Raw genomic sequence first — 14,912 nt, 5'->3', positions numbered from 1 at the left:
TGCAACCTCCAGCAAGCTACTGTTCCCAGTGAAGGGAGCGCTCGACGGCTTTTTTCCAGCCCTTATAGAGCTTTTCGCGCTGGTCTTTACTCATGCGTGGCTCAAAGGTCTGATCAATCGCCCATTGCGCCGCGACCTCCTGGGGGCCGCCCCAGAAGTTGGTGGCGATACCAGCCAGGTAGGCGGAGCCCAGCGCGGTGGTCTCCGCGACCTTGGGGCGCTGTACGGGTACGCCGAGGATATCGGCCTGGAACTGCATCAGCGTGTTATTGACCGCGGCGCCTCCATCGACGCGCAGGGCCTTAAGATCGACTCCGCTATCAGCGACCATGGCCTCCAGTACATCGCGTGTCTGGTAGCACATCGATTCCAGAGTGGCGCGGGCAATATGGCCCATCGTGGTGCCACGAGTCAGGCCGAGGATGGCGCCACGTGCGTAGGAGTCCCAGTAGGGGGCGCCCAGGCCCACGAAGGCGGGAACGAGATAGATGCCGCCATTATCCTCAACAGTATTGGCTAGGCCCTCGACATCGCCGCTGCTCTCGATCGCCTTCAGGCCGTCGCGTAGCCACTGCACAGCCGCGCCAGTGATAAAGATGCTGCCCTCAAGGGCGTAGGTGGTCTGATTCTGCAAGCGCCAGGCGATGGTGGTCAGGAGACCATTCTTGGATTCAACAGCCTCGGAACCGGTATTCATCAGCATAAAGCTGCCGGTGCCATAGGTGTTCTTGGCCATACCGATCTCAAAGCAGGCCTGGCCAAAGGTCGCGGCCTGCTGGTCACCTGCGATACCCGCGATTTTAATGGGGCCACCGAAGAACTCGGGATCGGTCTCGCCGTAGACCTCGCTGGAGGGGCGCACATCGGGGAGCATGGCGCGTGGCACGCCCAGCTCTTTGAGAATAACATCGTCCCACTCTCCCTCGTGGATATTGTAGAGCAGGGTGCGCGAGGCGTTAGTGGCGTCGGTAACGTGGACGCGACCCCTGGTCAGGCGCCAGATTAGGAAGGTATCGACGTTGCCGAAGAGGACCTCGCCGCGCTCCGCCTTCTCACGTACTCCCTCCACGTTGTCGAGAATCCACTTAACCTTGGTTCCAGAAAAATAGGCATCCGTTACCAGGCCAGTACGGGCGCGGAGCTCTTTGTCAAAGCCCTTGGTCTTGAGCTCATCACAAATAGGAGCGGTCAGGCGGCTCTGCCAGACGATGGCGTTGAAAACAGGCTTGCCAGTTGCCTTCTCCCAGGCGATGGCGGTCTCACGCTGGTTCGTGATACCGATTGCCGCTACGTCGGTAGAGGAGGCTCCGGCTTTTTTCAAGGCTTCCTGCGCAACGCTCAACTGACTGGACCAGATGTCCTCGGGATTATGCTCGACCAGGCCGGGAGCGGGATAGATCTGAGGAAACTCCTGCTGGGCGACGCTGACGATTGCCCCATCATGGTCAAAAACAATCGCGCGTGAGCTGGTGGTGCCCTGATCCAGTGCTAATACATACTTGGCCATACGTACAATCCTCCGTGTTCTTTGAGCAACAAACAGCAATGTAGTAGTGAAAATGCGAGCAGCGGTGCCCACAGTATTCTAGCATGAGAGCCTGATAGATCCCTAATCGTCTGCGGGAGCGTCAGGGCCAGAGATGGGCATGATGAATTGCCACGGCCTGAGCGCCGCTTGAAGTATCGCCTGGATTTGTGGATGTGTTGAAACCAGGCCAGAGCCGATGTAGGGCGCAAACTTGCGAATTGGCTTTTTCAGGCCCTTGCGCGTTTGTGAGACGTAGGTATGGAAATCGGTTCATCAACTGCTACCATTGGAGACGATCTATACTGATACTCGTAGGGAAAAGAGAAAAGCTGTACTACGTGAAAACACGGCTATATCTTTGACCTCACTAGCTGCTCTCAAGAGCAGCTAGTAGATTGGTTTGTAGAGAGAAGGTCCGAAGACAGTTATTGGTATGAAGGAGGCAACATGAGCGCTTCGGCGATGAAGAGGAGCATCGGTCTCTTCCTGGTCACCTGTATGCTGGTCTTGTGTCTGCTTGTGGGAACCAGGACTCCTGCCTTGGCAGCGAGCCATGCCATGAATCTGGGAACGCATGGCACTTCTCATGTGAGCACATTATTGCACAAGGACACCTATGCCGGTCCTCCAAAAGGCACGCCAGGCCCCAAACACCACGGGAAGGGGCATCAAAAGCCACATCAAAAGCCACATAAGTCTGGAGGAACGACCCATCCGCGTCAGCATAACAAAACCAAGTGATGCGTAGATAATGATGGCGAAATAACACTATCAACGCATTTTACCCGCCTGATCGCCCGCCCAGGAGATCCGAAGGCGGGTTTATTTTGTGCCTAGACCAGGAACAAGGTGTGTGGCGTTTCCCCCAGGGAGTGTAGAGCACATGCGGCACGCGGGAGGCCATATTATGCACCAGTAGCACGCCGCCCTTTGGCGGCGGACATTAAGAAGAGGAATTCCTTCATGATGTGATGGATGTCATATACAAACTATTTCTAAATATGCTATGGTAGACGCTATAGACAGGTTAAGCCCCGTTAATGAGAGAGTCTTATATTTATGGAAATATATGGAACAGGCAACGCCGGGCTGGTGGGTAAGCACCTTGGTAACTATCGCCTGACACAATTGCTGGGGCGTGGAAGTTTTGCCGAGGTGTACCTGGCCGAGCATCGCCACCTGAAGATGCAGGCCGCGATCAAAGTACTGCATACGCATATCCAGGAGCGCGAAGCGGAGGCTTTCTATGCTGAGGCACGCACCCTGGCGCAACTGGAGCACCCCAACATTATTCGTGTGCTGGAGGGTGGCATCGATGGAGATGTCCCCTATCTCGTGATGGCCTATGCTCCAAATGGAACCTTGCAGCAGCGCTATCGTCTGGGGCAATGCTATGAACCCCATGTTATTTTGCCGCATATCATGCAAATCGCGGACGCCTTATCCTATGCGCATCAGCGGCGTATCGTCCATCGCGATATGAAGCCAGAGAACGTCCTGCTGGGTGTGGCTCATGAGGCGCTCTTGAGTGATTTTGGCCTGGCTGTTATTGCGCATCATACGCACTCGCAGCATAGAGAGGCCTTCGCTGGCTCGATCAACTATATGGCGCCGGAGGTCATTCAAGGCCATCCGCGTCCCGCCAGCGATCAGTATGCGCTGGCGGCGATTATGTATACCTGGCTGAGCGGGAAGCCGCTCTTCGCAGGAACCTTCCGCGAGGTTCTCTCCCAGCATCTCACGCAGGCCCCAACCTCTCTGACCACGCTGCTGCCAGATGTCCATCCAGGCGTTGCTCACGTCATAGAACGGGCGTTGGCGAAGGATCCTCATCAGCGTTTCCCCGACATCAGCAGCTTCTCCCGCGCCTTTGAGCAGGCATGCCTGGGAGAGCCCGGGCCATATGAAGCTGGCTACCAGGCTCAACCCGGCATAGTGGAGCGCGAGCACGTCGTGGAAATACCAACTTGGGACGAGGTCTTGTCCACGAGGCAGATCGAAGCGGAGACACAGCGCATACCAGAAAGCACTCGTCGTGTCTCACGACGCGCGGTAGTGGGGAGTATCGCGCTAGGGGCGGGCATTATTGCTGTGGGCGGAGGTGTCTCCTGGTGGGCCTTAAGGCGACCGGAAGCGGCGCAGAGTACGTCACCAGAAGCGACACATAGTCCAGTGCAGAAGCCACTACCTCCCTTTGGAACGCGTCTGCTCACCTTCAATGGACATGATATTCATAACGATCCCCAGCAGGCCGGGAGCTATAACACCATCACCACTTTGGGCTGGTCGCCTGATGGAAGGCTGATCGCTTCCGCTGATCTCAACCGTGTCCTGGTATGGGACGCCGGACAGGGGAAGTTGAGCGCGCAACCGCGGGAGCAGTTGGGAAGCATCACCCGCCTCAACTGGCGTGACAACGACACTCTTGTCTGCGTCAATGGACAACAGGCGGGCGCAGCACCAGGCTCGAGCAAGTTGGGCGTGCGTGTATGGAAGGCACATAGCGGCGTCGTGCAAGCCACCTATCATAGTGGAGAAAATGCCATTCCTATAGTCGTTTCTCCCGATGGCAAGTCCGTCCTGGGGATGAAGAACGTATCGGACCAGGAGAATGCCTCCAACCTGGGAAATCTGCTTGTGTGGGACCTGGTCACGGGGGAGACGCAGACAACTCATCCTGGTTTGCACTTGCTCTCGAACGTTGATGCCGCGTGGTCTGCCGATGGAAAATATATTGCCACCGCTTTTAGTATGGGTAGCAGTTCAGGCGATGTTGATATCGCGCTACTTGGTATTATGACCTGGAGGCGAGATAACGGCAGCGATCTGGTGAGCAATCCCTCGGGGGAGCACGATGCGTTGCATATCGCGTGGCAGCCAGGCGGGCGATTGGTGGCGACAGGGTATATCGAGGGGCATGTGCGCGTCTGGGATGCGTTTAGCGGCGCGCAGCAGGAGGTTTTTCAGGCGGGTCAGCATGGAGAGAGCGTACTAGCCCTGGCCTGGTCGCCCGATGGCACGCGGTTGGCCGCCTCTATTGGTTCGCTACAGGCGCAGGGGTATGTCTCCGCAGTGCCAGTCTGGGATATCGCACGGAAGCGGCTCTTGGGTTCCTATGCAAAGCATACAGACTATGTGCGTGCTATGGCCTGGTCGCCGGATAGCACGCGTATCGCCTCCACGGATGGAAGCGTTGTGCATATCTGGCAGGCAGAATAAGGACAGCCACAGGTAGGGCCGTGAAAAGGTTTGGAGCAGCAGAAAGTTATGAGCGACTATAGAGGGCGACAAGTTGGGAACTATCACCTGACCAGGCTGTTGGGGAAGGGTGGCTTTGCCTCAGTGTATCTGGGTGAGCATCGCTACCTGGGGAGCCAGGCCGCGGTCAAGGTTATGCCTACCGCCCTGACAAAAGAGAACAGGGAACTCTTCCTGCAGGAGGCGCGAGTACTGGCGCAGTTGAACTACCCTGGTATTGTGCGTATCCTGGAATTTGGTATAGATGAAGCGAGCGAGTCGACGTACCTGGCGATGCAGTATGCCCCCAGGGGCACCACGCGCACCCTCTATCCCCGGGGGACGCGCCCACCGTTGAAGGTGATAACATCCTATATCGCGCAGGTCGCCGCCTCCTTACAGTACGCGCATGAGCATAAAATTGTGCATCGTGATATCAAACCGGAGAATCTGCTGATAGATCGAGAAGGGCAGGTGCTGCTCAGTGATTTTGGCATTGCCATGATTGCCAATAGTGTGCGTGAAGAGCATGCACAGGATACGATTGCAGGTACAATTTTCTATATGGCGCCCGAGCAGTTGCAAGGGAAGCCTGGTGCCGCCAGCGACCAGTATGCGCTTGGTATCGTGGCGTACGAGTGGCTCTGTGGCCAGACCCCTTTCATAGGCTCTACCTCTGAGGTGCTGGCGCAACACCTGCTCACCCCTCCTTATCCTTTGCGTTACTATCAGCCCGAGTTCCCTGACGAACTGGAGCAGGTTGTCCTGCGTGCGCTGGCGAAAGAGCCGGAGAAGCGTTTTCCTTCTATGCTTGCGTTTGCCCAGTCCTTTGCCCAGGCTAGTGCCGCTGTGAGCGCGCCCGATATTGTCCACGGAGGGGATCGAAGGATGCGCGAGCGGGCTTCTAGAGACTATGGAACCCTGTTTGGAGCTTCGAGGACGCTACAGGCTTCTGCCTCCGAGCAGGTAGCGGTGGCGCTGCAAGCGACCGAAAGGCGCCAGCAGCAGGTACAGATACCTGTGCCACCGGAGAAGCCTGCCCCTTCCACATCTCGCCTGTCACGGCGTGCCTTGCTGGTTGGGGGTGTTGGTGTGGCAGGCGTTGCGGGTCTTGGTGCTCTAGGATGCTTCTGGTTCTGGCGGAAAGCGCCGCCAGTGGTCACTGAAGATGAAATCGCTGTCTATCGCCGAGCACACCAGAAGGTTGGTTATGTCGCCTGGCTCCCTGATAGCAAGCGCGTGCTGACATTTCTCGATGATACCGATGCCTATCTATGGGATGCCCAGACCGGCGCGAACGAGCAATGGTTGTATCCTGGGGCCAGGCTGTATGGGACCACGCTCTTAAAAAATATCTGCCTGGCCCCCGATGGGAAGCAGTACGCGCTAGCAACAGATAGGGGCCTGCTCCTGGGCCATCTCAACGCCGACATCTATGAGACATTAGCCACGCCCCATTATCTTCTGAATATGTACTGGTCGCCTGGGGGCGACTTTCTGGTCCTGGTCACCAGCAATGGGCTTGAGATATGGGATGTGCGCCAGAAGAAACAGGTCTATATAGACAACACGGTCAAGTTTCCCCAAGGCCAGCTTGATTCTATGCTGCAATGGGAACCCGGCGGGCGCGCAATCGCCTCATTAACACAGAGTAGTGACGCGCGCGGCGAGAATTCTCGCGAGTTGGTGAACCTGTGGAGCACTCAAGCGGGGGCGTATGGCAAGGTGCAGGCCCTCTTCACCCGCGCAGATGTGGATGCGCAGGCCCTGGCCTGGTCGCCGGATGGTACGATGCTGGCGGTCTCGTATCAAAATGCGGATGTACAGGTATGGGATGTGGCGCGCCAGCGAGTTGTGTTTGCCTGCGCACCAGCCTTGAAGGGACCCCAGGTGTTAGCCTGGTCGCCAGATGGGCGCTACCTGTTAGGGGCGCGAGACTATGAAAACAAGGATGCCAATCTCTATGTCTGGCAGATGCAAGGGGGAGCGCAACGAGGCAAAGTGGTCAAAGTCTATCGCGGGCATACACAACCCATTTGTTCTGTTTCCTGGTCACCAGATAGCCGCATGCTGCTCAGTGGCAGCGGCCTGGACGAAGGGTTTTCCACAACCAATGGTGACGCCACGGCCCGCGTCTGGCGCGCTCCCGGCTAGTCTTCTGCCGAGAAACGTTTCTTCTTCGCTCTTCGTGATCTCGATACATGCATCCTCACCCCTTTTCACACGAAGAGAGAAAAACTTATGGAGCGGATCATCGACATTCTTGAAGAGCGAAGTTACCCCTATACTTTTCATGACCTGGACGCGTTAGTGCGCGCGGTTGGCCTGGAGTATCTCTTGCAGGAGGATACACAGATCACCCTATTCGCGCCGCATGACCAGGCTTTGAATGAGCTGAAGGATGTGAACGAGTTTGATTTGTTGAAGCACCTCAGCAAGCTCAAGTATTTGCTTGATTACCATATCGTGCCTGAGCGTATCTCGCTTGCGGATTTGCGCCGGGAGGTGGAGCAGAGTCACTCTACTACGATTCAGCTTCAGACCCGCACAGGCCGCCTCCTGACGATTGATATGCGCAATCCCATGCGGGTAGGTGGCGTACCCGTTCTGGAGGCAGATCTCTTCGCTTCAAATGGGGTCATTCATACACTAGATGGTCTGCTGATGCCCCCTGACCTGGATCTGAAGGAGTTTCTACAACCAGGTGTTGAGCATTATGCTACAATCTATAATCCCGATGAATTAATGCGGCATGAGGTGCAGGGGCCAGGAGCGTGAGAAGAGTCTACAGGCATGATAAGCTGGAGCTGCTTTAGCAGCTCCAGCTTATCATGCCTGTAAGTTTAGTGGAGGGAGTCCGCGAAGGCCTGGAAGAGGCGCTTCTGCTCCTCATTCAGCTTGGGCGGGAGCTGGACGCGTACCTCCGCGTAGAGGTCGCCGCGCTCATCGCCTTTGCCTACGCGTGACATGCCCTTCCCGCGCAGGCGGAAGGATTGCCCATTGGCCGTTCCCTCAGGGATGCGCAGCAGGAGGCGTTTTCCGTCGGGTGTGGGGACCTGGGCCTCGCCGCCCAGGATCGCATTCTTGAGGGGAACATCGATCACTGTGCGCAGGGTGGCGCCCTCGCGCACAAACTGTGCGTCGGGACGCAGGCGAATGTTGAGGTAGAGATCGCCACCGTCCAGGCCCTGTTTGGCGATGCGAATGCGCCCACCCTCGTTGACCCCTGCGGGTATCTTGACCTCAAGACGCCGGGTGCTGCCGTCAGGTGCGGCGAGTTGCAGGGTGCGCGTGGTGCCCTGATACGCTTCGGCGAGTGTGACCTCTACCTCTGTCTCGACATCTTGGCCCTGGGTCTGGGCGACGCGTCCACGCTGAGCACTACGCTGAGCACCACGCTGGCTACGTACATTGCCAAAGGGACTACCTCCCCCCTGGCCACCAAAGCCAGAGTGGAAGAAGGTCTCAAAGAAGTCCGAGAAGGGCGATTGGCCACCAAAGAGATCGGACAGGTCCTCCTCGCTGACCGTGCGATAGCGATAGTTGCCACCGCTAAAATTGCTGGCTCCGCCACCTGCCCCAGGCCAGGTTCCATACTGCTGATAGTAATCGCTGAGTTCGTCGTATTTCTTGCGTTTCTCAGGATCGGCCAGCACCTCATATGCCTCATTGATCTCTTTAAACTTCTCTTCTGCTTCCTTGTTATTAGGATTGAGATCGGGATGATACTGGCGCGCTAGCTTACGAAATGCCTTACGAATTGCATCCTTATCGGCGTCTTTGCTAACACCAAGTACTTTGTAATAATCTTTATAATCAACTGCCATCGATCGGTTCTCCTACGCTGCTAGTTATTGTGCGAAAAATACAAGGACCTTCAAGCGCTAGAGCGGTGAAGAGAGTGGGTCCATAGCCTGAAGACAGGAGAGCACATAAACTTCTGGCTCTCCTGTTCCCGGACTGCTAGCAGTCTCTTCTAGAGAATGATAACACATTTCTGGCAAAATTTATTCTCTACTGGTTCACGTTCTGTTCTCCTGATGGAGCGGGACCTGCCACTGTGACCTGGGCTGGCCGGATGACGCGTTCGCCAAAGACATAGCCTGGGCGATAGACCTGGGCGACCGTCCCTTCTGGAAGATCGGGGCGTGGCTCTTTCATCAAGGCCTCATGCCAGTGAGGATTAAAGAGTTCACCTGGCATGCCGACCTGGCGTACACCCAGTTGCTGGAGGGCTGAGACCAATTGGCGTGAAGTGAGCTGGATGCCCTGCGCCCAGGGATGCTGGGTCAGTTCAGGTGGAACAGCCATCAGGGCGCGCCCCAGGTCATCGAGCACGGGAAGGATATGTTCAATGACCTGGGCCTGGGCTTGCAGGCGACTCTCGGACTGCTCCTGGGTCACGCGCCGCTTATAGTTGATAAAGTCAGCTTGCAGGCGTTGAGTCATGCTCAGATACTCGCCGGCCTGGCGCTGAGCCTCAGTGAGCTCGCGTTCGAGGGTTGCGACATCCGTATCGACGCCTTCCTCATTGCCAGGCATCGCTTGCTGAGCCTGAACTTGTTGGCTATTGACTGCTTCTGTGCGCATGGTTGGCTGGTCTGAGACATCCTGCGGGACGACCTGTTCCTCGGCAGGGGTATAGTCGGGCTGCTGTTGTGGATTGCCAAATGGTTGCTGTGGCATACTCACTGCTAAAAATCTCCTTTAGGATCTTATTCCGAAACCCGACGTCACTGGCGTGACGAGCGCTTCCCCCATTTGGGGACACGCGCGCTCAGGGTTTTCGGATCAGAAGTAGGTAAAAAATCCCTGGTACAATAAAAGATAAAATACGGCGCCCGTATGCCTGGCTAGATGGTGCCAGGCATACGGGAATGAGGCTCGCGATGTTGAAACGCACGCACGAACAGGGTAAAGCCCCAGGCAATGGCGTAGATGCCGATGAGCCAGACGAGCGTGAGGAGTCCAGCTCGTGGCTGGGCAATAAGCAAGATACCCAGCACGATAGAGAGCACGCCCGCGATACCCATTGCCCATTCACGCCTGACTGGTGCGCGTCCCGAAAAAGCGCTCACAAGCTCCAGAATGCCTGTGAGAATGGCCCAGATCGCGACAAGGAACAGGAGTGCCAGCGCGGTCACGCCGGGCAAGGCAAAGGAGGCGATACCAATGATGATGCCAAAGATGCCCTCCAGCAGAATGATCCACCAGTAGTTTGTCAGATGGCGCAGCTGCACCGAGGCAACGGCGGCAAGAATGCCATCAACGATAGCGAACGCTCCGAACAGGTAGACCAGGATAAGCAGTGTTCGGCCCGGCCATAAGAGTGCTGCAATGCCAAAGATGATAGCGACGACACCACGTATGGCCATAAGCCAGGTGGACCCCATCGTGCCATATGCGCCCTGGTAGAAATCGTCTGTTCGTTGCATGCGTGTTCCTCCTCACTACGTATAATACTGCATTTAGTGCTTGGAGTGAGACAGCCCTGAACCAAAAAGGAGGGCCTCTCCTACTAGCATGACGCATAGGTGAAAGCCCGACTGAAGCATTGAATTCATTTGTGAATTCGTTTTGCTATCGCGCATATACCTGGACTCGCTCTCATCCCCTCCTGCTGTGCTATCATACGTAAAGAAGACATGCCCTTTTTGAGGAGACGTGCCGGATTGATGGTGCTAATTGTAACCATTGGCTGAATGCTTGTGTTGTAGTTGGTAGAGAAAAATATAAAGCGCATGGTTAAAAAGAGCTATGAAACCGGCAGGAGAAAATTTGCTGGCTCTATTCGCCGATGACGTCGAACGGTACTATGAAGAACTGGTTGTGCTCTACTGGCACCAGCTCTGTGCCTTCGTGTACCGGCGGGTAGGGAGCATGCAAGACGCAGAAGACATCGTACAGGAGGCCTTTTTGCGTGCCTATATGGCTCTGGAGACGTATTCTCCAGAGCGTATACAGATGCTAAAAGCGCGTGCCTGGCTCTATAAGATTACCTGGAATGTCTATTGCAACTATACCGGGCGTGTGAAAGCGCCTCCATCCATTTATCTCGATACTTCAGATGAGAGCCCACACCTTGGGCGCGAGGATGAGCATAATGCACAGCCGGAGCGAGCCTTTGAACTGGCTGAGAGTCGGCAGGAACTGGAGCTACTGGTTGCGCTCTTGCCGGCGCATTATCGCGACGTGGTGAGTCTGTATTTTTTTGAGGACTTGACGTACCAGGAGATCGCGGATGTGCTTGAGCAGCCCCTGGGGACGGTGAAGGTGTATGTGCATAGGGGCGTTAAGCTCTTGCGCAAGACCTTTGAAGAGGCGCGCCCCGGTATCCCTACCGGTTCAGCCGAACCGGTGAAAAAAGTCACGAAGAGCAAAAATGAGGGGAAACCAAAGAAAGCAAGCCAATGGAGTTTGATGCCTACCGATCACAACTAAATCGTGACAAGCAGGAGCCTGCATCAGCCCCATCCACACCTCTGGATAGTGCTTCTGCCCCATCTGAGTCACCAGTGCTCGCGCACCTGGGTCTGGGGAAGGTGCGTCAACAGGCGCGCGCCCTCTCGCATGACCAGCTACGCGCCGCCCTTCAGCAGGAGAACTGGCAGCAAAAGGTAATGGCCTTGCGAGAACTGGCGCGCAGGCAGGAAGATATAGCGCCAGAGATACTGCTAGCGGCCTTACATGATGAGCATGAGGCTGTGCGCGCGGCGGCCGTGCGAGCGTTGGGTAGTAGAGGAGAGCGGGCATCGGTGTCTATTCTAGCCGAAGCTTTGCGCGATGAGCAGTGGCAGGTTCGAGCAGAGGCGGCCCGCGCCCTGGGCAAGCAAGGCCAGCGTGCTCCTCTCGATCTCCTCTGTAAATCCTGGCACGATACCGATCCCACAGTACGCGCGACTGTGGTGTGGTCCCTGGGGCAAATGGGGGAGCGCGCGCCAGTAAATATCCTGGTCGAAGGGCTTACTGATGAGTCCAATCTTGTACGTGAAGCCGCTATTCAGGCCCTGGGCGAATTAAACGAACAGGTTTCCCTGGAGCCTTTTGTGCGTGCGCAACTGGATCAGGCAGATCATGAGCGCGGGTCGGAAGATGGAGCGCTCAGGCGGCATATCGCACAAACACCCTCTGCCTCATCCACGAATACCGATTCGCTATTGCTCCCGCTTACTGATCCTGCCTTATCGCTTGAACAGACCGGGACACCTGGCGCTCAGTCGGACAATAGTGAAGGTCTCTCTACTGGTGTCGTGGAAGCTGAACAGGTGGTTGATGATGTGCCACAGGAGCAAGTGTCACGCCCAGAGTGGGGAACAGGTGCGGAGAGACGGGGTGGGCGAGCCCACGCGAAATACCGGGAGCGTGCGCCACGCAGCGCGACGCCCTGGCAGCGGTGGGGAGGACGCCTGCTCGCGGTTGCCCTCTTGCTTTTCCTCATTGGAGGCTGGCTCTCCCTACGCTCGTGGACGCATCCCCCCGCTGCTGGAGTGGGGCGCACTGAGACCTACTTTAGCTATGTCAATGCGCGCAGTATTGAGAAGGTCTCCTGGGCGCCGACCGCGTATCGAGGTGCGCGCCATGGGCAGCACCTGCTGGCCTTCGCAGACGAGGCAGGCTATATCCAAGTCTGTGATGTCTCGCGCCAGGTATGCGATAAGAGCTTTGGTGTCTTTGGATCTGTGCTCGCGATGCAGTGGAGCCAGGATGGCCTCACCATTGTTGACCTTAACCTGAATCAACAGCTTGTCGTGACGCGCATCTTTGTGAATTACCAGGGCAGCGATGCGCAAAGTAACTATACATTACCAGGAGAGGCAAGCCGGTATACCGTCGCTACGCTTTCACGCGATGGCAATACTATCGCACTTGCACTGAACAACAATGATAGTGTGACAGGCGCCCGGGGAAGGGTACAGCTCTGGCACTGGAATAGTCGCACGCCCTTTACAACCTATCCCACGCTCAATCGCCGTGTGACCGCCCTTGCATTTTCGGATGATGCCGCTATGCTGGCCATTGCCAGTAGTACGCCTGAGATGGTAAACAACGGTAACACGCTGGAGATCGTGGGGCATGGTATATTGCTTCCAGTTGGGACGGCCTATCCTACCTATGCCCTCGATTCGCTGGCATGGTCGCCTGATAGTATGTATCTTATCGGGACAAACGGCCAGGATGGAGCTAAACGGTGGTTGTTGAAGCAATTTGCTGCCGATGGCATTGTGCTGGTGAATGGCAAAGCCTCGGTTGTTAGCGCCTGGTCTCCTTTACAGAGCACAAATGCCCTCCGTTTTGCCACGGCGAGCAGCGATGGCAGTATTCAACTATGCGATCCCTCGGGGTGCGCGGATGGCTCATTTGAGCAGCATAAACACATTGTCACAGACGTAGCCTGGTCCCCCGATGGCTTGCAGGTCGCCTCCGTTGACGAGAATGGCACGCTGTTTGTATGGGGAGTCAAAAATTGAGTTTGATCCTCTCCCAGAAGGCTAGAGAGATGGGTCGATAGGCGCCTGTCTCTTTTGCTTTTTACCCCGATTTGAACGTCTTTTGTGATATGGTAGTGCCTATTGACAGGGGAGTGTGGGTTGCGTATGATGCTGTGTAGATTGGTAGCGGCGAATATAATGTGTCTCAATAGCCCAGATCGCGACGAAGCGAGTAGTCCTATTGGCCGTGTGGCACCGGTGGAGGTACAGTATGAGACGCGTGGTTACTCCTTTGCTCCTGTGCATGATGGTAATGATGCTGGCATGTACTGGTAGTAGCACAGGAGGAAGCGGGAATGAAGGTTCTCAGGGGGGCGGCAGGGAGAGCGGTCAGTACTCCTTGAGGAGTGGCGACCCCTTTATGGAGTGCCCACAACAGACAAACACTCGAGTGGCGCTCCCAGAGCAAGGAAAGGTCACATTGACCGTGGCCTACTGGTCGTCTTCGCCAGTCGAGGATGCGCTTGTGGAAGCCAATCTACAGCAATTTCAGCGCCTGCACCCGAATATCCTTATCAAGAAAGAACTCATTCGCGGGGACTATAGTAGCGCGATTCAAGCTGATCTCAAGCGTGGTCAGATGCCGGACGTCTTTTATTTGCAACCGCGTATGGCCAATATTTATATCAGTCAGGGTGTCTTGCTCAATCTCTCTCCCTACATGGCGCGTGACAAGGTTGCCGCCACTGATTTTTATCCAGGATTAATCAGCTCATTTAGTTGTAAGCGTGGGCAGGTCTACGGTTTGCCCAAGGATTGGAACGCGCTTGGTGTCTTCTATAATAAGCGCCTCTTCGCAGCCGCCCATCTTCCAGAGCCAGGCCCGAATTGGACGTGGCAGGACCTGCGTACAACCGCTCAGAAGCTAACAAGCGTAGACGCCCAGGGGAGAGCGCAGACGTATGGCCTGACGCTCCAGCTTGACTCCTCGCGCTGGCTGGCCTTTCTCCTCGCGAACGGCGGCTCGGTGCTTAGCCCTGATGGCACGCGCGCCACCTTTAATAGTAAGGCCGGGGTCGAGGCGATGAATTACTATACCAGCTTTATGCGCCAGGACGCCTCTTCTACGCTGCCAACCGCGCTTGTGCCGGCGACCGCCCAGGAAGAGTTTGACGCCTTTGGCATGGGGCACTCGGCGATGGTCATTGAGGGCGGCTGGCTTGTGACCTATATACAGCAGAACTACCCTCAGACCGACTACGGCATCGCGCCTCTTCCCAAAGGTCCAGGTGGTAAGCAGGCCAACTTGATTTACACCAATGCCTGGGCCGCATCCGCCCAGAGCAAGCATCCAGAAGCCTCCTGGGAATTGATTCACTACATGACCGGGCAGGATGTACAGCGTAGCCAACTCCAGGCTGGCTTCGCGCTGCCAACATTGAGGAACATGAATATAAATGCATACCTTCAGGCACACCCTAAGATTAACGTCTTGTTTGAAGGCGCCAACTACGGCTACCTGGATAACTTTGGTAAGTATGACCAGTATATTCACGACCGACTCAACCTGGCCATTCAAAGCGTCCTCTTTAGTCAGACCAGTTCTCAAGCGGCTCTGAACCGGGCGGCAATGCAGGTCAATCAGATTTTAAGCCCATAAATCAGGTGAAAGTATGAAAAGCCTGTTGCGCATTTTGCGCAACAGGCTTTTCATACTT

The 14,912-nt window shown here is 56.0% G+C and carries 12 protein-coding genes; 8 read left to right on the top strand and 4 right to left on the bottom strand.

Annotated elements, in window-relative coordinates; all coding sequences use genetic code 11:
• Positions 1-16 precede the first annotated feature (16 nt).
• Positions 17-1,507 (bottom strand): glycerol kinase GlpK, encoded by a 1,491-nt coding sequence (gene glpK / locus JMJ04_RS01875; RefSeq protein WP_201368874.1) that lies wholly within the window; start codon positions 1,505-1,507, stop codon positions 17-19.
• 468 nt (positions 1,508-1,975) lie between these two features.
• Between glpK and JMJ04_RS01870 the strand changes: the two genes are divergently transcribed.
• The 4 genes from JMJ04_RS01870 to JMJ04_RS01855 all read left to right on the top strand — a co-directional run bounded on the left by JMJ04_RS01870 (position 1,976) and on the right by JMJ04_RS01855 (position 7,543).
• Positions 1,976-2,269: a hypothetical protein gene (locus tag JMJ04_RS01870; RefSeq protein ID WP_201368873.1), complete on the top strand. Its 294-nt coding sequence runs from the start codon at positions 1,976-1,978 to the stop codon at positions 2,267-2,269.
• A 318-nt stretch (positions 2,270-2,587) separates the two neighbouring features.
• A complete protein-coding gene (locus JMJ04_RS01865; protein WP_201368872.1) occupies positions 2,588-4,747 on the top strand; it encodes a WD40 repeat domain-containing serine/threonine protein kinase in 2,160 nt (719 codons plus the stop codon).
• Between the two features lie 48 nt (positions 4,748-4,795).
• Complete coding sequence (locus tag JMJ04_RS01860; RefSeq protein ID WP_201368871.1) at positions 4,796-6,919, top strand: WD40 repeat domain-containing serine/threonine protein kinase; 2,124 nt, start codon at positions 4,796-4,798, stop codon at positions 6,917-6,919.
• 87 nt (positions 6,920-7,006) lie between these two features.
• Entirely contained in the window at positions 7,007-7,543 is a 537-nt protein-coding gene (locus JMJ04_RS01855; protein WP_201368870.1) for a fasciclin domain-containing protein, read from the top strand.
• A gap of 65 nt (positions 7,544-7,608) precedes the next feature.
• Here JMJ04_RS01855 and JMJ04_RS01850 read toward each other — a convergent pair whose 3' ends face one another.
• The 3 genes from JMJ04_RS01850 to JMJ04_RS01840 all read right to left on the bottom strand — a co-directional run bounded on the left by JMJ04_RS01850 (position 7,609) and on the right by JMJ04_RS01840 (position 10,200).
• Positions 7,609-8,592: a DnaJ C-terminal domain-containing protein gene (locus JMJ04_RS01850; RefSeq protein ID WP_201368869.1), complete on the bottom strand. Its 984-nt coding sequence runs from the start codon at positions 8,590-8,592 to the stop codon at positions 7,609-7,611.
• 187 nt (positions 8,593-8,779) lie between these two features.
• Positions 8,780-9,451, bottom strand: coding sequence for a nucleotide exchange factor GrpE (locus tag JMJ04_RS01845; RefSeq protein ID WP_236038109.1), 672 nt, complete (start codon positions 9,449-9,451; stop codon positions 8,780-8,782).
• A gap of 167 nt (positions 9,452-9,618) precedes the next feature.
• Positions 9,619-10,200, bottom strand: coding sequence for an HdeD family acid-resistance protein (locus tag JMJ04_RS01840; RefSeq protein WP_201368867.1), 582 nt, complete (start codon positions 10,198-10,200; stop codon positions 9,619-9,621).
• A 322-nt stretch (positions 10,201-10,522) separates the two neighbouring features.
• Here JMJ04_RS01840 and JMJ04_RS01835 point away from each other — a divergent pair, with 322 nt between their 5' ends.
• The 4 genes from JMJ04_RS01835 to JMJ04_RS01820 all read left to right on the top strand — a co-directional run bounded on the left by JMJ04_RS01835 (position 10,523) and on the right by JMJ04_RS01820 (position 14,854).
• Positions 10,523-11,206 (top strand): RNA polymerase sigma factor, encoded by a 684-nt coding sequence (locus JMJ04_RS01835; RefSeq protein ID WP_201368866.1) that lies wholly within the window; start codon positions 10,523-10,525, stop codon positions 11,204-11,206.
• Positions 11,176-13,233 carry a HEAT repeat domain-containing protein gene (locus JMJ04_RS01830; RefSeq protein WP_201368865.1) on the top strand — a complete coding sequence of 686 codons (2,058 nt, stop codon included), beginning with the start codon at positions 11,176-11,178 and terminating at the stop codon, positions 13,231-13,233. The genes JMJ04_RS01835 and JMJ04_RS01830 overlap by 31 nt, the downstream gene beginning before the upstream one ends.
• 126 nt (positions 13,234-13,359) lie before the next feature.
• The gene (locus JMJ04_RS01825) at positions 13,360-13,530 is read left to right on the top strand and encodes a hypothetical protein (RefSeq protein ID WP_201368864.1); all 171 of its coding nucleotides are present in this window, start codon (positions 13,360-13,362) and stop codon (positions 13,528-13,530) included.
• 85 nt (positions 13,531-13,615) lie between these two features.
• Complete coding sequence (locus JMJ04_RS01820; RefSeq protein ID WP_201368863.1) at positions 13,616-14,854, top strand: ABC transporter substrate-binding protein; 1,239 nt, start codon at positions 13,616-13,618, stop codon at positions 14,852-14,854.
• The last annotated feature ends 58 nt before the right edge of the window (positions 14,855-14,912 follow it).

Source organism: Ktedonobacter robiniae (genome assembly GCF_016587375.1).
Classification (GTDB): Bacteria; Chloroflexota; Ktedonobacteria; order Ktedonobacterales; family Ktedonobacteraceae; genus Ktedonobacter; species Ktedonobacter robiniae.
Note: the sequence above shows the minus strand (reverse complement) of the source record. Positions and strands in the feature narration are given on the sequence as shown.